Genomic DNA, 17998 nt, shown 5'->3' on the forward strand with positions numbered 1-17998 from the left:
GGCGTTTGGTTGAAATGAGGGAGAACGTGTCGATGAAAAAGGTTACCGCGGCTATTCTTGTGTTGGATGGGAAAATTCTGATCGCCAGGCGACAAGAGGGCGATGTGCTGGAGCACAAATGGGAGTTTCCCGGCGGCAAAATTGAACCTGGCGAGACGCCGGAGCAATGTCTCAAGCGTGAAATGATGGAGGAGTTCGGCGTCGAGGTCGAGATAGGCAATTTTTTCTGCTCGACGGTCTACCGCTATCAACATATCGAGATTGAGCTGCTGGCCTATCATACGGCGTACCTGGCGGGCGAATTTCAGCTCAATGTCCATGCCGAGATACGATGGATCGCTCCCGGCGATCTTAAGCACTACGATTTTTCCGCCGCCGACATTCCTATCGCCCATCAGTTATATGAGAAACTCAATACACCACATCGCTCCTAAATGCCTTGAGAGAGCTTGAGCGTTCGTGTGGTGCCAGCGGAGCCGGCGGTCCTCCATAACTTTTTAGAGCTTTTCAACGTGTTTGCTAATAGAGAAATATATCGTAATAGAATATTTTACCTTATTCGCTATGGCAATGGAGGAAATGTTGGAAACGCTATTGAAACTGTGGACTGGCTATCTGGCATCAGGGGTGGAAGGGATAGCTGGACTACTTATTGCCATTGCCGCCCTGCAGGCGACCGTTCGCGCTCTGCTCCTCTTTTTGGGTAGGGGAAAGGGAACCAATCAGCAGCAGGAGCCACAGACGGAGAATATTCGTCTGCGCCTGGGTCGCTGGCTGGCTCTGGCCCTCGAATTTGAGCTGGGCGCTGATATCCTGCGTACCGCTATCGCGCCGACCTGGAACGAGATCGGCCAGCTGGCCGCCATCGCTGCCATTCGTACCCTGCTCAACTACTTCCTGCAGCAGGAGATCGATCGCGCGGCCCGCCGTCAGCCCGACACGTCTCTGCAGCCACACACGCCGCGCTCCGGATCAACAGAAGAAGCAGCTCCCACCGCTACCAGGAGGAGCATCACCAATGCTCTTCAATAGCTTTTTTAACTTTACTACCTGGGCCACGCTCATCGAGTTCGCGGGCGCGCTGCTGATCATCGCGTATATCCTTGCTTCCCTGTTTGTGTTGCTGCGTACCCGCGATATTACGCGCGCCCGCCTGGTGGTCGCTGATGGCGTGATTACCGGCCTCAGTTTCAAACTCGCCGGTACCCTGCTCAAGACCATCGACCTACGCAGCTGGCAACAGATTCTGATGTTCGCGGTCATCTTTGCCCTGCGCACCCTCCTGAAACGCTTCTTTACCTGGGAACGCGCGCGCCTGCAACGTCAGGAATCTCAGCTCTAAATCCATGCCGGACTAAGGGTTACGGGAACGCCCATTCATGCTCCACGTGGAGCATGAATGGGCGTTCCTTTGAGACTTGCTTAAAGCGTACTATTTGTGCTTTTTATTGTTGTTATCTTTGTCAAACTCGATCGAGCCGAACAGACCATGTGCCTCGTCCGCGATTCCGGCGGCAAAGAACAAGGTGTTCCGTGGACCCGCCAGTTCATCGTTTCCGAAGGCCAGGCCCCACAGTCCATTGATGACAATGGGTGAGCCGAACTTATTATTCAGTGATCCGAGGAACGTGCCCGTCATGGGATTGAACGCGTTGATATGACCGTCGCCAAAATTGCCTACCAGCAGAGCATTGCTGAACGGGCCGAAATCCTTTGGTGCCAGAGTCATTCCCCAGGGCGAATTGAGCACGCCATGCGCGATCAGGCGCTGCAGCAAAATTCCATTCGGGCTGAAGACATCAACGAAGCCATTGCCCGGACCCGCTACATCGTCGTGCTTTTCTGCATTCTGCAGGGCAAAGCTAACAAAGATCTTACCATTAATGTTCTGGATACCAAAGGGAGCGAAGCACTGGGTAGTGTTGGGGAGACATGTATTCGCTATCACTGGATCGGTGAAGGATTTGACCAGGTTAAATTGTCCATCGAACATCTCAACGGTGCCAAAGCGGAAATTGGCGGCGTAGAGAAAGTCCCTGCCCGCGGAATTACGCCCGATGGCCAGTCCTTTATAGACGGCCCCCAGGCCAACCTTTGAACGATCTACCTTAAGAATGGCATGGGTGAGATCCACATTGGGATTCCAACCGGAGATGGTGCCGTCTTCGGTGGCGAAAATGAATTTGCTGGGACGCGATCTCCCATTGGCAGAGATGACAAAATCATCTGTATTGTTGAAGACATTGCCTGTTGGGGTCGCGGTTGTTCCAGACGGGCTGCCTGACGGTGGCGGGATAGTAATCACGAGCGGATTACCTACCGGGAAGGCTTTTCCGTTTCCCAGATAAGATGTCGCGACGCCGGTGCCATTGTCCGAAACGATCCACGGACCCTTAGGACTATGCGAGATGCCCCAGGAGTTGACCAGGTTGGGATCAAGAAAGCGGGCGACACCCGCGATATCAGAAACCAGGTTGGTCTGTTGATAAAAGCCTCGATTAGATGGGCCGCCTGTGGCATGCGTAGGCGATACATATAATGCCCCGCTTACCATCACCGCTCCTATCAGAGCGATAAGCACGAATCGTAAAGATGTACTGTACCCCTTCGGAAAGAAAGAGAAACGCATCGAAAGCCTCACTTTCCACAATTCACTCTAGTGCTAGATCGAGTGCATTCTTTCTGACACATTGAGAAGTTTCTTTCACAATCTGAAATCTCATCTGAAAATTTGATCAGTTGTAAGTGTAATAATCTTAAATTAGTGGAAAAGTGGCATATATATATTCTGAGATGCATGATTGACACTTGATGGCTTGTTCGTTAAGGCGATTGTTGTGTACAATTAACCCAACAATGCCTGGTGTGAGGCGATTATGCGATTATGAGTAAAATTGACCCTATCTATGTCTCATGAGGCAGGCAAATGACCGCGCTCGAAGACGAGTGCATATCCGCATCGAGAGAAGGAGCAGATCATGGAGTTTTCGTTTCCCTCTGGATTTTTCTGGGGTATGGCCACGGCGGCCCACCAGGTGGAAGGCGGTAACGTCTACAACGATAACTGGGTACTGGAGCACGTGCCCGGGACTTCCTATGCCGAGTCGTCGGGCGATGCCTGCGACCACTATCATCTCTATGGCGAGGACATTGCCCGGCTGGCCGAGCTGGGCTTCAATCTCTATCGTTTCTCGCTAGAGTGGGCGCGCATCGAGCCGGAGGAGGGGGAGTTCTCCCTGGCTCAGCTCGAACATTATCGGCGCGTGCTGGCCGCCTGCCATGAGCATGGCGTCACCCCGATGGTGACCTTCCATCACTTTACCTCGCCGCGCTGGCTGGCCGCGCAGGGCGGTTGGGAGGGACAGCGGACCCCGGAGCGCTTCGCCCGCTTCTGCGAGCGGGCAATGGCTCATCTGGGTGATCTGATCCCCCAGGCTTGCACGATCAACGAGGTCAATATCGGACCGCTCATTTCATCTATTGTTCCGAACTTTGCCTCAACGCGTACACAGCCCTGGTACGAGGAGGCGGCACGTCGCGTCGGTAGCGATGCCGCGCACTTCGCTCCATTTCTATTTGCCGATGTTTCACATGGTCGCGAGATCATTATGGCGGCTCATCACCGAGCTGTAGAGGCCATCAAAGCCGAGCGAGGCGACTGCCAGGTCGGCCTGACGCTGGCGATGCAGGACATCCAGGCCGGACCCGGTGGGGAGGAGATGGCCGCACACATGCGCCATGAATTGCAGGATGTCTATCTACAGGGGACGCAAGGCGACGACTTTATCGGGGTGCAGACCTACTCGCGCCAGCGCTTCGGTCCACAGGGTCCGCTCCCGGCGGAAGAAGGGGTTGAGCTGACGCAGTCCGCATACGAGTTCTGGCCCGAGGCGCTGACGGCGACGATCCGCTACGCCAGCCAAGCGACGGGCCTGCCCGTGATCGTGACGGAGAACGGCATCGCCACCGAGGACGATACGCGGCGCATCGCCTATGTCGAACGCGCGCTGCGGGGCGTGGCCGACTGCCTGCGCGAGGGCATCGACGTGCGCGGCTACACCTACTGGTCGGCCCTCGACAACTTTGAGTGGCAATCAGGCTTTGCTCCAAAGTTTGGCCTGATCGCCGTTGATCGCCAGACGCAGCAGCGCACCGTCAAACCCAGCGCCCGCTGGCTCGGCCAGGTCGCTCAGGCCAACCGCCTCCCACAATAAAGAAGGTTGTAAGCGCAAAGCAGGGAGTTGCAGGAAGGGCGGCGAGCTTCTCCTGCAACTCCCCTTCCCCATTACCTCAACAAATAAAATGGGGGATTGCGCATCGAATTTTAGCTCTTCTTAAAAACTCATTCTGAGAAAGATGATGTTTTTTTTATTATAAGCACAAAGAACCTTTGAAATTCGCCTAATAACACAACAATTAAATGCTATTGAAAAACGAATATTGCACTTCTAGTGTTGAAATAATTTGCTGCATGTGTTACTATTGGAAAATACTTTGAAGGAGCAAATATAACATTTTCTGAGGATCTACTACCTGTTTCTTTACGATCTCTCTACTGTTCGCTAGAGAGAAGATACAAGGAGGTTACATAAAATGCTCAGGATGCAGGCACCTCGTCAACTTCTCCTCAGACTGGCAGCGTTTGTTCTGGCATTGCTCAGTCTCCTCTTTTTTGCTTTTCCTGCTCAAGCCAGTGGTGCAAGCTTCACAACATTTGAGCTTTCAAATACTCCGGGAACCGTCTGTCCGGGCGGCACAAATTGTACGAATAATGCCTCGGAGCCGCAGATCCGATCCGATCCTGCCGGACACTTCTTTGCCTCCTCAGAAAATGGTTTAGGCTCGGGTACCGAGGCATGGAGCTCTTTCGACAGTGGGCTTCACTACACGGCCCTTACTTCACCCAATGCAGTATCAAAAGGTTCGCCTGTGGCGCCTGGTGGTGGTGATACTGATGTAGCTACCGCGCCGGTGAAAAATGCGGCAGGTATGTACAACGTCTATGTCGCGAGCTTAAACCTGGCTAATATCGATGTGAGTACATCTAAGGATGCGGGGAAGTCGTGGACGTTGAATCCGACCAGCGCCTCTGTACCCGGTGATGACCGCGAGTGGATCGCCGCCGATGGGGCCTCCAAAGTTTGTATCTCGTATCATGATGTGTCTACTAATAACATTGATGTCAATTGTAGCTACAACGCGGGAACAGCCTTTACCCAGCTTGGTGAGGCCTTTGATGTCAACCATGCCTTCCTGGCGCAGAACAATGAGATTGGTAATCTGGTGATTGATCCCAAGACTCATTTCATCTACCAGACCTTTAGCGGCATCGCCAACGCTGGCGAGGTGTCATGTAGTCAGGCGGGCTCTTGTGGCTACCATGTAGTCTGGGTGGCTGTCTCCACGGATGGAGGCAAAACGTTTACCGATCATATGGTCTATAACAATCCTGATAAGACGGTTAGCTATGGGCATCAGTTCGTCAATATGAGCGTCGACCGTGCGGGCAATGTCTACTCGGTCTACAGCGACAATCACAACGTTTCCTATAGTTTCTCGACTAACCATGGCACAATCTGGTCTGCTCCTGTCGTGGTTAACGCTGCCCCGTCCAATACGGCCATTGAGCCCTGGAGCGTCGCGAATAAAGCTGGCAAGATTGATATTGTGTGGTATGGCACCTCCTATTATGACGGAACAACGCCGCCGGATAGCTATCCTTCGAGCGCGGCCTGGTATGTCTACTTTGCTCAGAATGTGAGCGCGACAACTGCGGGCAGCGCCTTCACCCAGAATCAGGCGACGCCTATCGTTCACTATGGCGGTGTCTGTGAGGGAGGCATCAGTTGTACCGGCAATCGGGATCTCTATGATGATTTTGGGGTCGCGGTCAATCCCACCAATGGTATGGCCTCGATCGTCTACAGTGATGACCAGTACACCAATGACGCCAATAATCCACCCCAGGCGGGCTGTACAGCGTCGACGTCGAACTCAAGCAAGTGTGATCACACGTCGATTGCGACGGAGACCGCAGGGACAGGTATCTAGCCGGTAGTCGTTCCTATCCACGGACGGTATGGTATGCTTGCTCCCCCATCCTTCAGCCGGAGGATGGGGGAGCAATCTTTATTTGTTCGATATCACGCGGGCGCTCGCCGCGAGGCGGCCCATCCCCTGATGACTCCATGTTGGGCAAGCCCGACAGCGATGACGTTTCACGTTCTTTACAGGGCAAACGCGGAGTCCGCGAAGATTGTTCGCAGGGCCGTCAATAGGCGCTCGACGTCGGCGGGACTGTTGTAGCCCTGGATCGAGATGCGGATGAAGCGCTGACCGTTCCAGACCATCACCGGGATCTCGATGCGCCACTGCTCGCGCAGCTGACGCTGCAGAGATGCCGCATCGCCATCGGGCAACTGTACGGAGCACATCTGCCCCAACCAGCTATCGGGGCAGATCGGTCTGATTCCCGTTAAATTGACGATCTGCTGGCGCGCGGATGCCGCCAGTTCGTGACACGCAACCCGCACTGCGTCCCAATCATGCTCGCGCTGGAACGCGATAGCGGCGGGGACGCTCAGATAAGCCGAGGGATCATCGGTGCCGAGCCAGCCGAAATAGTCCTGGAACCGTGAAGGACCCGGCGCCAGGCTCTCCCATCCCCAACTAACGACGAGCGGCTGCAAGAGCTCCTGCCGCTCGGGATGCGCATAGAGGAACGCGGCCCCCTTGGGCGCGCAGAGCCATTTATGGCAATTGCCGATATAGAAGTCCGCGCCGATCTCTTCGAGATTGAGCGGGATCTGCCCGGGAGCGTGCGCCCCGTCGACGACCGTGATGATGCCCGCCTCGCGTGCCCGCTGGCAGATCTTCGCCACCGGAAAGATCAGCGCCGTGGGTGAGGTGATATGACTGATGAAGATCACCTTTGTGCGCGGCGTCACGCCTCGCCACAGGTGCTCGATCATCTCCTCCTCGCTTTCAATGGGAAGCGGAATTGGTTGGTTGATGTAGTGCATCCCACGCTGCGTACAGAGAAACTTCCAGGTACGGTCCGACGCCCCGTACTCATGATTCGTCGCCAGTACTTCATCACCAGGCCCCAGCGCGAGCGAGCGCGCCACGATATTTACCCCGACCGTCGTGTTGTGCACAAATACAAGATGATCGGCCTGCGTTCCCAGATAAGTGGCCAGTGGTGCGCGCGCCTCATCCAGCAACCCATGAATGCGGCGCCCCAAAACTCAACGGGATCCGACTCCAACTCCCGCTGCCATCGTTGATAGCTATCAAAAACCGGCCTGGGACACGCCCCAAAGCTGCCATGATTCAAAAACGTAATATCCGGACGCACCTGAAACTGCTCTGCCGCCACTGGTAGTTCGACAACGCTCATAAAGAAGATCCCTTTCGTTCTCTGCTTCCCCTCTCGCCAGACTGAACATGAGAAAGGATAATGAATAATAATTATGTAAACAATACTTCATTATTGGACATTCCGAGCCTGGTACTGATTAAAGTAGGCATGCCAGGGATGAATATGCGGCTCAAAGACCCGCGCCTGCACCGCGGGATCTTGAAAGACCAGTTCCCGCGCCTGCGCTTCGTCGGATGTGTCGAGAATGCCCAGCCCGCCCTGGTTGTCCAGGAAAAAACCACCCATAAGAAGCTGCTTGCTGATAAAGCGCTGCTTCATATATCGGCCATGCTCACGAAAAAAGGGCTGCTCGGTGACGGCTTTCTCTTCTATCCAGGCCGGCCCATGTGTATAGATCACGACGAACATTATCGCATCTCCTTTTCAAAACACTGTTGTACCAGCTGGTATAAAGCGCCGAGATCCTCGCCCTCGATGGGTGGAATGATGTGCTGGCTGCCAACGTAGATGCTGTAGAGTACCCTGGCGAACTGCCGGGCGGAGAGGTGATCGGCCCCGCTGTCAGCGACCAACTCTTCCAGATACTCCAGGCGCTGCTGATCGATGCGCTGCTGGTGCATCCGCACCTGTTCATCCTGTAACGCCCAGGCGCGCAGGGCAACATCGAGCCGGGGAGGCTGTAGGCTCGCTCGTATCACCCGCGCCAGCTTTTCTGACGGGGCAGCCTCCTTTTCGGCCCATTGAATAATGCGCAGCGTCCCCTCTTCGGCCCAGAACTCCAGCAACCGCTCCTTAAAATCCTGATAATTGGCGAAGTGATGGTAAAAGGACCCTTTGGTCACCCCCAGACGATTGGTCAGGGACTCAATCGTGAGAGCTTCGGCCCCCGCCTCTTCAAGCAAGGTAAGTCCTTCCTCCAACCACCTGCGCCTGGTGAGAAGCGCCATGATTCATTCCTCCTTTATTCACTACATTTCTCTTTTTCAAAGCATACCATACGGTATGGTATGCTTACAAGAGGCAACGATTTACCTGGGAATGGGGCCGTTACGCTCCAGGCCAGGGCTTGCCCCCAATATGTTCAGCGTAAGAAAATGCATGAAGAGAAAAGACCACAGTACGTGCGGGGCTTGCCCCCGCTTTTGTCCTTCCTGCTCGGAGAAGCAAAAGAAAGATGCTCTGCATCAGCAAAATCTTGCATTGATGAGCGGCGAGTAAACAAGCGGGGGCAAGCCCCGCACGTACTTTGTCTCTTTCCTTGTTGCTTGCTCTCAAGTTGAACGTATTGAGGGCAAGCCTGGCATCTATGGCGGCGATCATCTTTCTTTGGGGCAAAAGGTGAAATTTTACCATTTGAGGAGCGACGATCTTTATTGCAGCGACGCACTTTTTTCTGTTACACTGAATGCGGCGTTAGGGTCGGATCATGATATTTCCAGCTGCACTTGTAGTTGTGCAGAGAGAAGGAGGCGATGATGCTCACTGTTGATCTTATTCGCCGGGGTGCGCGTCAGCATGCTGAGCGCCGGGCGGTGCTTTTCGGCGATCAGATGCTGACGTTTCGAGATGTGGATGATATTTCTAATCGCTTCGCGCACGCGTTGATCAATGCCGGGCTGGACAGGGGCGTGAAGATCGCGCTGCTGGTGAACAATGGCCTCTATAGCATTCCCCTGGACTTTGCCTGCGTGAAGGCTGGGCTGAACCGGGTGCCACTGAACTCACGTCTGTCGCTGCGCGAACATCAGCATATGCTTGCCGAGACGGGCGCCCAACTGCTGGTCTATGGTCCGGATCTGGCGGTGCGCGCGGGTGAACTGAAGCAGCAACTGCCACAGTTGAAACTGCTCAGCCTGGGTGGCGGCGGCTCCGACGATGCCGATCTGCTCGATCTGGCGCGCACGGCTGATTCCACCGATCCCAATCTGCCCATCGAGCCGGATGATGTGCTGTTAACGCTCTATACCTCGGGCACGACGGGCACGCTGAAGGCGGCCCAGCACACGCAGCGCAGCTACGCGGCGATCTGTGCTAATATCCTGGCCAATCTGCTGACCGTCGAACGGGACGATGTGATGCTGCACGCCGCCTCGCTGATCCACGCCAGCGGGACCTTTGTGCTGCCGTTCTGGCTTCATGGCGCGGCGTCCGCGGTGCTGGCGCGCTTCGAGCCAAACGAGTTTCTGGCCAGCATCGCGCGCTGGAAAGTGACCAAGATTAACCTGGTTCCCACCATGCTGACGATGCTCTTCTCGCTGCCGGGCATCGAGCAGGTCGATGTCTCCTCGCTCAACGCGGTAATCTATGGCGCCTCGCCTATGCCTCTGCCGGTCATTCAGCGCGGGCTGCAGCTCTGGGGACCCATCTTTACGCAGTACTATGGCCAGACCGAGGTGCCGCTGTGCATCAGCGTCCTGCGCAAAGAAGACCATGTGGGACCGGGCGCGGAGGAGCGCCTTTTGTCCTGCGGGCAGCCGGTGGTCGAGGCAGAGGTGCGGCTGATCGATCAGGAGGGCAGAAATGTGGCTGTGGGTGAGCCGGGCGAGATCGTTGTGCGCGCGCCATTTGAGATGGCCGGCTACTTCAACGCGCCAGATCTGAACGCAGAGACGTTCCTGCCGGCTGGCTGGATTCGCACACGCGACATCGGCCGCTTCGACGAGCAGGGCTACCTCTACCTGGTTGATCGCACCTCGGATATGATCGTCTCGGGCGGCTATAATGTTTATCCTCGCGAGGTCGAGGATGCCCTGCTGGCGCACCCGGCGGTGCAGGAATGCGCGGTAGTTGGCGCGCCGGATGAGCGCTGGGTTGAGACGGTCGTGGCCTTCGTCGTGCTCAAGCCGGGTGCGCGGGCGACTGAGGAAGAATTGATCAGCAGTGCCCGCCAGCGGCTGGCGTCCTACAAAGCCCCTAGATCGGTGCGCTTTATCGAGCAGGTTCCCAAAAGCGCCGTCGGTAAGGTCTTGCGACGCGCGCTACGCGATCCGCTCTGGCAGGGCTACAAACGTTCGATTTAAACGACGCAGCTACACGAGAGGAGGAACGCGATTATGTCAGTGCGGGTTGAACGCGAGGGACCGATCACCACGGTGATCCTGAGCCGGCCGGAGGTGCGCAACGCCGTCGATCGCCAGACGGCGCAGGAACTGGCCGATGCCTTCCGTGCCTTCGATGCCGATCCCTTCGCGCTGGTCGGTGTGTTGGTAGGCGATCACGGCCAGTTCTGTGCTGGCGCGGACCTCAAAGCCTTCGCGGCCGGCGAGGGTAATCGAGTCGAGCCCGACGGCGACGGTCCCATGGGTCCCAGCCGCATGCTGCTGAGCAAGCCCGTCATCGCCGCCATCAGCGGCTACGCCGTGGCCGGTGGACTGGAACTGGCGCTGTGGTGCGACCTGCGCGTCATGGAAGAGGACGCCGTGCTGGGCGTCTTCTGCCGCCGCTGGGGCGTTCCCTTAATCGATGGCGGCACCATCCGCCTGCCGCGCCTGATCGGCCTCAGCCGCGCCCTGGATCTGATCCTGACCGGCCGAGCCGTTGGAGCGCAGGAGGCGCTGTCCATGGGACTGGCCAACCGCGTCGTCCCGCACGGCCAGGCGCGCCAGGTCGCCGAAGAACTGGCCGGCCAGATCAGCCGCTTCCCCCAGGCCTGCATGCGCAGCGACCGTCTTTCCGCCTACGAACAATTCGATCTGAGCTTCCAGGAAGCGCTGGCGAACGAGTTCCAACACGGGTTGAGCGTACTTCAAGCGGAAGGAGCCACCGGCGCGCAAAAGTTCGCTGGCGGCGCGGGCAGGCACGGCAGCTTTATCATCGATGATGATCCAGATGCCGGGCAGCACAACCATTGAACGTCGAAGAGATGCTCCTGAACCAGCGCGGCCAGGAGCATCTCTTCGACGCTAAGATTAAGGGAAGAGCTTCAGGTGGGCGATGATAGTATAGCTCACGCTAGCAGACTGGCAATATGCTCAGGAGCAAAGAATTCAGCAGCCGGTACCGAGCCTTGCAGGACACCAAGATAACGAGTTGACTCTTCCGGGTCAGCCGCAATAGCGCTCAATAGCGTTTGCGTATCAGGTGGCAGTGGTGCTAGCCTGGCAAACTGCATGGTGGACTGATATTGTGGCAGGCGACTTTCATTGCGTTCCTTCTCATACGCTGCCAGTGTTTCCTCCATTGTCGTCTCTCCGGACAGGCCACGCATAAGTGCTTTTGCCAGCATATCAGCATCTTCCAGCGCATCAGCAATACCCTGAGCCAGGATGGGATCTTTATGATAGCCAGCGTCACCCACCAGTGCCCAGCCCGGACCATACGGCTTATGGAAGAAATTGGGAACGTGCCCGGTACCGATGAAACGGCCCACTTGCTTTTCTGGACGCACCTGCGTAGCCAGCTCTGGTATCTGGTCAATGAGTTCGTAGTAATGGGTAGCTACATCGGTGCGGATACGCGCGAATTCTTCGGTCGGCCACTGAGCGCCAACCAGCAACAGATTATCATTCGTGGGAACTGTTACTGTGAAATGATGAGGACGGATATAGGCCTTCACTCCAGAAACAATGGTGGTATCACGAAAGAAACTATAGTAGCCGCAGGTCAGGGTCGGAGCTATATGATATGCTTCTGGTTTGACAGTGCGAGCAACAAACGAGTGTACACCATCGGCCCCGATGACAATTCGTGCTTTCTCAGTCACGCTTGTTTCCTGTTCTGTACGGGCGCGAATGCCAGTAATATACCCATCTTCGTTCATCAATAATTCTTGCACGGTGGTATTATCGCGGAACTCCGCTCCGGCTTCCACCGCCGCCGCTACCAGAAGAGGATCCAGCAAATAGCGCCGTGGCGCGCAGGAAAAATCGATCCCATCAACCGGATAAAATCCGGCCTTCAACTCCATCGGACCCAGGTCAAACGTTGCCGACCGTAGTTGTGGGCAATCGGTCGCTAATACATCATCCAATATGCCCCAACGCTTCAGCAAAGCCAGACCTCGCGGATGGGTGTATAAGCCAGACATGATATCAGCCGGAAAACGAGCTTTATCAACGAGTAGTACGCGGTAACCCCGGCGAGCCAGCAACATCGCCAGCGGTGCCCCAGCACAACGAGCACCAACAATAATCGCGTCATACATAGAGGTTGTCTCTCCTTTTCTTTCCAGCGCGATGCAGTAAGAACCCCCTCATCAATAAAAAGTGAATGTTGAAATAGGAACAGCAAATAATGGCAGAGCATGAACATCATACCCATCCCCCCATTTTTACTCATGCCCATCTAAATTGATTTTGCTACTCCGATGTATCAACGTGTGCCAGACATTTTTTGGTCCATAAAAATGTAAGGAGGTATCTTATGCTTATATTCATTCCTGTAACCTGTATATGCTTTCGCGCCTCCAGCGCTGGGTGTCATTCATGTTATTGTAAAAAGAGAAGGTGGCAAGAAACACGAAACGCCCGTGTAGGGTCGACCTTCAACGGTCGACCGGGCCGCTTGCGGCCCCCGTACCCAGCCGGTTCGGCTTCTCGTGGAAAACATCTCGCCCCACGTGGTACCCGGTAAGCAACGTTCGCTTTTGGGTACGCCTGCGCGACGTTGCGGGTGGGGACGACGTGGGTTGCCGTCGCTGGCGCTGGCGGCCCGGTCGACCGTTGAAGGTCGACCCTACAGTGTTGTACGCCTTGCTCATCAATACGGCGTGTGCTACACTGGCTGCTGTTGGGTTGGGTGCAAAAAGCGGAGGAAAACGTACAGTAGAAAGCGTCCATGCCAAAACGATCACTCTACATCCTCGCCTGGTCCACGGAGCACCAGCGTTATGAGCTCTCTCGCGGAGGAAGCCTCCAGCGATGCTTTGCCTTGCATGACGAGCAGCCCTGGCTGGACTGGCTCGGTGAGCAGACCTCCTTTGCTTTTCACGGGCAGCGTGGGCATCTGAGCGTGGTCAGGGAGGGACGGGCGCGCGGCGGGGGATACTGGTATGCGTATGGCACCCCGCAGGGTGGCTCCCGCAAACATTATCTTGGCCCGACGCCGAAGGTGACGCTGGCACGCCTGGAAGAGGCGGCTGGTTCCCACACGAGCCTTCCTCCAGCGCCGTCGCGCCAGCCTCTTGCGCTGCCCGTGCTCGCCTCCAAGCTCTCGCCTCCACGGCTCCCGGCGACGCTGGTTGAGCGTGTCGATCTGCAAGCGCGTCTGGAGCAGGCGCTGGCCCTCCCGTTGACCCTGCTCTCCTCTTCTGGTGGCTGGGGGAAAACGACCCTGCTCTCCGCGTGGGCGCGGCGTTCATCTCATGTGATTGCCTGGCTCTCGCTCGATGAGATGGATAGCATCCCTGTTCGCTTCTGGAGCGCCGTGATTGCGGCACTGCGTACCCCCCATGCCGGGATCGGCGCGACGGCGCTGGCCCTGCTGTACGCGCCGCAGCCCGTGCATCTTTCGCTCATCTTGACCTCCTTGCTCAATGACGTGGCTACCCTGGAAGGGACCACGGTGCTGGTGCTGGATGACTACCATCTGATCACAGATGCCGCCATCCATGAGTCCCTGCTGTATGTCCTTGAGCATCTGCCCACCAATCTGCGCCTGCTGCTCTCGACCAGGGTTGATCCCCCTCTTCCGCTCGCCCGCCTGCGCATGCGCGGGCAGATGAGCGAGATCCGCGACCAGGATCTGAGCTTTCGAGCCGACGACGCCCGGCATTTCCTGCTGCAACGCATGGAACTGCCCCTGGCGGAGACGGAGGTCACAATCCTGGAGCAGCGTACCGAGGGGCTGGATCGCGGGTCTACAGCTCGCGGCGTTGGCGCTGCGCCAGAGCACGGACCACGCCGCCTTTGTGCAGACCTTCGGCGGCAGCCATCGCTATGTGCTGGACTATTTTCAGGATGATATCCTGGCTCATCTGCCGCCAGCCGCGCAGGATTTCCTGCTCCAGACCGCCATCCTCTCGCGCTTACATGCCCCGCTCTGCCAGGCCGTGACCGGCGAGACGGCCAGCCAGGAGCTTCTAGAGGGTCTAGAGCGCGAGAATCTCTTTCTTGTTCCCCTGGATGAAGAGCGGCGCTGGTACCGCCTGCACGAACTGTTTCGCCAGACCCTGCTGGCGCGCCTCACCATGAGCCATCCCGAGCGGGTCCCCGTCCTGCATCTGCGCGCTGCCCACTGGTACGGGGCGCAGGGAACGCTGCGCGAAGCCCTCGCCCATGCACTCGCCGCTGAGGACTTCGCCTATGCCGCCCATCTGATGGAGCGTGCCGCCGCCGAGGCATGGACCATGGGAGAAGCGCGCACCGTCCACGCGTGGATCGCGCTGCTGCCGGACGAAGTCTTGCGCGCCCATATGCCTTTTGCGCTCGTCGCGGCCCTGCGCCTGCTGCACACCCTCTTTGGAGCTTCGGATGAGCAGCAACGAAGCGCGGTCGGACCCACGATCGACCGGGTAGAGCGTTTGCTGAGTGAAGCGGACCTCACCACAGCGGAGCATGAACGCCTGCGCAGGCGCGTGCGCCTCTTTCACCTGTGGAGCGCGGCCAGCCGGGCCATCGGGCTCCGCGATATGACGCGCCTTCAGCAGTGCTGCCAGGAGATGCTGCCGCTGGCCGGGGAAGACGAGATCATCTGGCAGATGGCGCCGCTGTTTGTCAATGTTATCCTGTGCATGAATACGCTGGAGGCATGTGATGATCTCAAAGCGGCCCTGCTGGCCGCGAGTCAACAGGCGGAAGAGACGCAACAACGCTATGAATGGCTGCGCATCAGGCAGTGGCTGGCGCTGATCCTCTGGGAAGCAGGAGATCTACACCAGGCCGAACAGGAGTGCCGCCAACTCCTCGCGCTGCTCGAACGGGAGGGCACGCAGCACACCTCCATTGAAGGTTATCTCTTCCTCACCCTGGCCCGCATCTGCTGGTCCGGCAATCGCTGCGAAGAGGCGCATTCCCACCTCGCCAGCGCGCTCCGCCTCGCCCAGGACTGGCAGTATATGGCCCTGCTTGCGGAATGCGTCGAGTGCGAGGTGGTGTTCGCCATCGACCAGGGCAGACTCGACGAGGCGGAGCAGGCGCTGCATACGCTGCGGCACCTGGCACAGCAGGGCGGGATCGCTATTCGTCTCCCCCAGGTCGAAAGTGTCCAGCTGCGGCTCTGGTTAGCGCAGGGAAACCTCGCGGCGGCGCAGGACTGGGCCGCTCAGACCCGTTTTGATCAGGACGGTTCCTGGGAAACCTCCCTCTCGCTGGCCCGACTTCAACTGGCGCAGCACGCCTATGTGGCAGCCAACTCCATACTGACGCGTCTGTTGAGCAGTGCTGAACGGGGCCGACGCCGCGAGCGGGTCGCGCAGACACTGGCGCTCCAGGTGCTTGCTCTCGCGAGCCTGAAGGAGCGCGAGCAGGCCCGGCAGCTCGCGCTGCGCCTGCTCCAGGTAGCGAAACCGGTTGGTCTGATCCGTGTTTTCCTGAACGCCGGCGAACCTATGCGCCGCACACTGCAGCAGCTCCACGCCACACGCGCAACCGAGACCACGCTCCCTGCCGACCTCTCTGGTCATCTCACACTCCTGTTGGAGGCTTTTGAGCAAGAGGAGAGGCGGCACCATCTCTCGGCGCCGCCTCTGACCCGGCACAGAGAAGCCAGCCTTTCGCCTGATGCCGCGCCCGCCCGGCCGACCCTTCATGAACCGCTCAGCTCTCAGGAACAGCGCGTGTTGCGCCTGCTCGTCGCCGGCCAGACCTATGCCGAAATAGCCCACGAGCTGATCGTTTCCCCCAACACGATCAAAACCCAGGTGAGCAGCATCTATCGCAAGCTGGGTGTCAGCCGCCGCGCCGAAGCCAGTCTCGTTGCCCAGCAGCTCCACCTGCTCTAACCTCTATATTCTTCGTCCTCTTTCTGAGAGATGTTCTCCTACCACCATGGTTGTGTACAACCGCGATGCACCCAACACCAGGGAGCCAATCACCCGTTTAATCACCAAATCAGGTGAAGGCAGGCGCCAGCTTCTCCAGCTATACTTCTTTGCGTGAGGTAGATCACCACCAGTCAGGAGGAACAAGGATGCACGTGCAGATCAGCGTGAAAGGGCATCTGGCCCTGCGCTGGCAGGAATGGTTTGGCGGACTCCAGATCGCGCATCTGGAGGATGGCACATCGCTCCTCAGCGGAACCCTGCCAGACCAGGCCGCACTCTATGGGGTGCTCTGGCAACTCTGTGACCAGGGGATCGCGTTGCTCGCGTTCACGAGCAGCCATTGAGGCGCACATCAATATTTCCAGCTCAAAGACTGAAAAAGGAGATAGATGCATGGCAACGTATGCTGTAGCTCGCTTATGGGATGTCGTAATGGGACCGCAGATTGTCCAGTACTTAGAAGAGATCGATGCGACACTCGCCCCATTCCAGGGCCACTTCCTGGTTCATGGCGGAGGGTTCGAGAAGCTTGAAGGAGATTGGACGGGAGACCTGATCATTATCGAGTTCCCGAATCGGCAACACGCTCAGGCCTGGTACAACTCAGAAGCCTACCAAAAAATCCTTCCCTTCCGCCTATCCAATACAAAGGGGGAAGTGATTCTGATCGACACCGTACCCGGTGATCATAAAGCCACAGATATTCTCGGATGAGTAAGAGGAGAGTAAGCCACTCTCTCAAAGAAAGAAGAGGAAGAAAAGATGCCATATATTCACACCAGCGATTCCACCCAGCTCTATTACCGCGAATGGGGCACAGGTGCCCCCTTACTCTTCGTCAGCGCCTGGGCCTTTAGCGGCGCCATGTGGGAGTACCAGATGCTCCACCTCTCCGAACGCGGACTGCGCTGTATCGCCTTTGATCGTCGTGGGCATGGCCGCTCGGATGATCCCGGACGTGGCTTTAACATCGATCGCCTGTCCGATGACCTGGCGGAAGTGATCGAGCAGCTCGATCTGCGTGATCTGACCCTGGTCGGCAACTCGATGGGCTGCGGTGAGATCGTCCACTATCTCGCGCGCCACGGCACCAGCCGCGTCGCCCGCGTCGCGCTCACGAGCGGTATCACCCCAGGCACGCTCAAATCGGCGGAGAACCCGCAGGGACTTCCGAAGGAGGCCTCCGAGTTCGCTATCTCGATGATGCAGCAGGACCGTCCGCTGTACATGACGGATGGTGCCATCAAATACTTCAACCTGGGATCGACGTGGCCGGCGCCGCCACTGCTCTCCTCAGAGATGGTGCAATGGGCGATCCGGCTCATCCTTGAGTGCTCACCCAAAGCCAGCATCGAGTGCTTCCGTGTCTCCGCGCAGACCAATTTCCTGCCCGATCTGCCCGCCTGTACCGTGCCCACGCTGGTTCTGCACGGCGAGGCCGATCAGATCGCTCCCCTGGACTTGTGTGCCCGCAGGACCGTCCAGGGCATTGCCGGCAGCGAACTAAAAACCTATCCCGGTGGCGGCCACGGCATGTTCCTCACCCACAAAGAGCGCCTCAACGAGGACCTGCTAACCTTTATTCAAGGCTAGCAGGTCACAGATCCCTCTGAAAATATAGCTTATACTCTTTCCCATAAGCTCTACGTGCTTGGCGAGCTCAAAAAGAAGCTCAACAGTTGGTGCATCGGAGGCTC

General features: G+C 57.3%; 17 protein-coding genes and 1 pseudogene. 12 read left to right on the forward strand and 6 right to left on the reverse strand.

The features are described from left to right. Nucleotides 1–32: 32 nt before the first annotated feature. From AABA21_RS32885 to AABA21_RS32895, 3 genes are all read left to right on the forward strand, one after another. Nucleotides 33–434, forward strand: a complete 402-nt coding sequence (locus AABA21_RS32885) for a (deoxy)nucleoside triphosphate pyrophosphohydrolase (RefSeq protein WP_338256784.1) — start codon at nt 33–35, stop codon at nt 432–434. A 145-nt stretch (nt 435–579) separates the two neighbouring features. Further along, nucleotides 580–1032, forward strand: coding sequence for a DUF1622 domain-containing protein (locus AABA21_RS32890; protein WP_338256786.1), 453 nt, complete (start codon nt 580–582; stop codon nt 1030–1032). After that, nucleotides 1019–1342 (forward strand): DUF1622 domain-containing protein, encoded by a 324-nt coding sequence (locus AABA21_RS32895; protein ID WP_338256789.1) that lies wholly within the window; start codon nt 1019–1021, stop codon nt 1340–1342. The genes AABA21_RS32890 and AABA21_RS32895 overlap by 14 nt, the downstream gene beginning before the upstream one ends. 90 nt (nt 1343–1432) lie before the next feature. On the opposite strand, the gene AABA21_RS32900 is transcribed toward AABA21_RS32895, so the two are convergent. Then, nucleotides 1433–2554 (reverse strand): TIGR03118 family protein, encoded by a 1122-nt coding sequence (locus AABA21_RS32900; RefSeq protein ID WP_338256791.1) that lies wholly within the window; start codon nt 2552–2554, stop codon nt 1433–1435. A gap of 424 nt (nt 2555–2978) precedes the next feature. Between AABA21_RS32900 and AABA21_RS32905 the strand changes: the two genes are divergently transcribed. Together AABA21_RS32905 and AABA21_RS32910 are read left to right on the forward strand one after the other, a co-directional pair. Further along, on the forward strand, nt 2979–4214 hold the full coding sequence (locus tag AABA21_RS32905; protein ID WP_338256794.1) for a glycoside hydrolase family 1 protein: 1236 nt from the start codon (nt 2979–2981) through the stop codon (nt 4212–4214). 379 nt (nt 4215–4593) lie between these two features. Next, nucleotides 4594–6051, forward strand: a complete 1458-nt coding sequence (locus AABA21_RS32910; protein WP_338256797.1) for a hypothetical protein — start codon at nt 4594–4596, stop codon at nt 6049–6051. Between the two features lie 176 nt (nt 6052–6227). Here AABA21_RS32910 and AABA21_RS32915 read toward each other — a convergent pair. From AABA21_RS32915 to AABA21_RS32925, 3 genes and pseudogenes are all read right to left on the reverse strand, one after another. Continuing rightward, a pseudogene (locus AABA21_RS32915) lies at nt 6228–7399 on the reverse strand (aminotransferase class V-fold PLP-dependent enzyme). 90 nt (nt 7400–7489) lie between these two features. Beyond that, on the reverse strand, nt 7490–7789 hold the full coding sequence (locus AABA21_RS32920; RefSeq protein WP_338256802.1) for a YciI family protein: 300 nt from the start codon (nt 7787–7789) through the stop codon (nt 7490–7492). After that, nucleotides 7789–8328 carry a TetR/AcrR family transcriptional regulator gene (locus AABA21_RS32925; RefSeq protein ID WP_338256805.1) on the reverse strand — a complete coding sequence of 180 codons (540 nt, stop codon included), beginning with the start codon at nt 8326–8328 and terminating at the stop codon, nt 7789–7791. Before AABA21_RS32925 ends, AABA21_RS32920 begins: the two co-directional genes overlap by 1 nt. 528 nt (nt 8329–8856) lie before the next feature. Between AABA21_RS32925 and AABA21_RS32930 the strand changes: the two genes are divergently transcribed. After that, complete coding sequence (locus AABA21_RS32930) at nt 8857–10401, forward strand: class I adenylate-forming enzyme family protein (protein ID WP_420917240.1); 1545 nt, start codon at nt 8857–8859, stop codon at nt 10399–10401. A 33-nt stretch (nt 10402–10434) separates the two neighbouring features. Then, nucleotides 10435–11232, forward strand: coding sequence for a crotonase/enoyl-CoA hydratase family protein (locus AABA21_RS32935; RefSeq protein WP_338256809.1), 798 nt, complete (start codon nt 10435–10437; stop codon nt 11230–11232). Nucleotides 11233–11327: 95 nt separating this feature from the next. Here AABA21_RS32935 and AABA21_RS32940 read toward each other — a convergent pair whose 3' ends face one another. Together AABA21_RS32940 and AABA21_RS32945 are read right to left on the reverse strand one after the other, a co-directional pair. Continuing rightward, entirely contained in the window at nt 11328–12524 is a 1197-nt protein-coding gene (locus AABA21_RS32940) for an NAD(P)/FAD-dependent oxidoreductase (protein ID WP_338256811.1), read from the reverse strand. Nucleotides 12525–12863: 339 nt separating this feature from the next. Further along, nucleotides 12864–13163 carry a hypothetical protein gene (locus AABA21_RS32945; protein ID WP_338256813.1) on the reverse strand — a complete coding sequence of 100 codons (300 nt, stop codon included), beginning with the start codon at nt 13161–13163 and terminating at the stop codon, nt 12864–12866. On the opposite strand from AABA21_RS32945, the gene AABA21_RS32950 reads away from it, so the two are divergent. From AABA21_RS32950 to AABA21_RS32970, 5 genes are all read left to right on the forward strand, one after another. After that, a complete protein-coding gene (locus tag AABA21_RS32950; protein WP_338256814.1) occupies nt 13157–14281 on the forward strand; it encodes a MalT transcriptional regulator family protein in 1125 nt (374 codons plus the stop codon). The genes AABA21_RS32945 and AABA21_RS32950 overlap by 7 nt on opposite strands. After that, nucleotides 14193–16259 (forward strand): winged helix-turn-helix domain-containing protein, encoded by a 2067-nt coding sequence (locus tag AABA21_RS32955; RefSeq protein ID WP_338256815.1) that lies wholly within the window; start codon nt 14193–14195, stop codon nt 16257–16259. The genes AABA21_RS32950 and AABA21_RS32955 overlap by 89 nt, the downstream gene beginning before the upstream one ends. Nucleotides 16260–16447: 188 nt before the next feature. Then, complete coding sequence (locus AABA21_RS32960; protein WP_338256817.1) at nt 16448–16645, forward strand: hypothetical protein; 198 nt, start codon at nt 16448–16450, stop codon at nt 16643–16645. Between the two features lie 49 nt (nt 16646–16694). Beyond that, complete coding sequence (locus AABA21_RS32965; protein ID WP_338256820.1) at nt 16695–17015, forward strand: DUF1330 domain-containing protein; 321 nt, start codon at nt 16695–16697, stop codon at nt 17013–17015. A gap of 48 nt (nt 17016–17063) precedes the next feature. Beyond that, a complete protein-coding gene (locus tag AABA21_RS32970; RefSeq protein WP_338256821.1) occupies nt 17064–17894 on the forward strand; it encodes an alpha/beta fold hydrolase in 831 nt (276 codons plus the stop codon). Nucleotides 17895–17998: the final 104 nt, after the last annotated feature.

Source organism: Dictyobacter halimunensis (genome assembly GCF_036245075.1).

Coding starts and splice junctions, on each gene's coding strand:
- AABA21_RS32885 (WP_338256784.1), top strand. CDS start 33: ATGAAAAAGGTTACCGCGGCTATTCTTGTGTTGGATGGGAAAATTCTG.
- AABA21_RS32890 (WP_338256786.1), top strand. CDS start 580: ATGTTGGAAACGCTATTGAAACTGTGGACTGGCTATCTGGCATCAGGG.
- AABA21_RS32895 (WP_338256789.1), top strand. CDS start 1,019: ATGCTCTTCAATAGCTTTTTTAACTTTACTACCTGGGCCACGCTCATC.
- AABA21_RS32900 (WP_338256791.1), bottom strand. CDS start 2,554: ATGGTAAGCGGGGCATTATATGTATCGCCTACGCATGCCACAGGCGGC.
- AABA21_RS32905 (WP_338256794.1), top strand. CDS start 2,979: ATGGAGTTTTCGTTTCCCTCTGGATTTTTCTGGGGTATGGCCACGGCG.
- AABA21_RS32910 (WP_338256797.1), top strand. CDS start 4,594: ATGCTCAGGATGCAGGCACCTCGTCAACTTCTCCTCAGACTGGCAGCG.
- AABA21_RS32920 (WP_338256802.1), bottom strand. CDS start 7,789: ATGTTCGTCGTGATCTATACACATGGGCCGGCCTGGATAGAAGAGAAA.
- AABA21_RS32925 (WP_338256805.1), bottom strand. CDS start 8,328: ATGGCGCTTCTCACCAGGCGCAGGTGGTTGGAGGAAGGACTTACCTTG.
- AABA21_RS32930 (WP_420917240.1), top strand. CDS start 8,857: ATGCTCACTGTTGATCTTATTCGCCGGGGTGCGCGTCAGCATGCTGAG.
- AABA21_RS32935 (WP_338256809.1), top strand. CDS start 10,435: ATGTCAGTGCGGGTTGAACGCGAGGGACCGATCACCACGGTGATCCTG.
- AABA21_RS32940 (WP_338256811.1), bottom strand. CDS start 12,524: ATGTATGACGCGATTATTGTTGGTGCTCGTTGTGCTGGGGCACCGCTG.
- AABA21_RS32950 (WP_338256814.1), top strand. CDS start 13,157: ATGCCAAAACGATCACTCTACATCCTCGCCTGGTCCACGGAGCACCAG.
- AABA21_RS32960 (WP_338256817.1), top strand. CDS start 16,448: ATGCACGTGCAGATCAGCGTGAAAGGGCATCTGGCCCTGCGCTGGCAG.
- AABA21_RS32965 (WP_338256820.1), top strand. CDS start 16,695: ATGGCAACGTATGCTGTAGCTCGCTTATGGGATGTCGTAATGGGACCG.
- AABA21_RS32970 (WP_338256821.1), top strand. CDS start 17,064: ATGCCATATATTCACACCAGCGATTCCACCCAGCTCTATTACCGCGAA.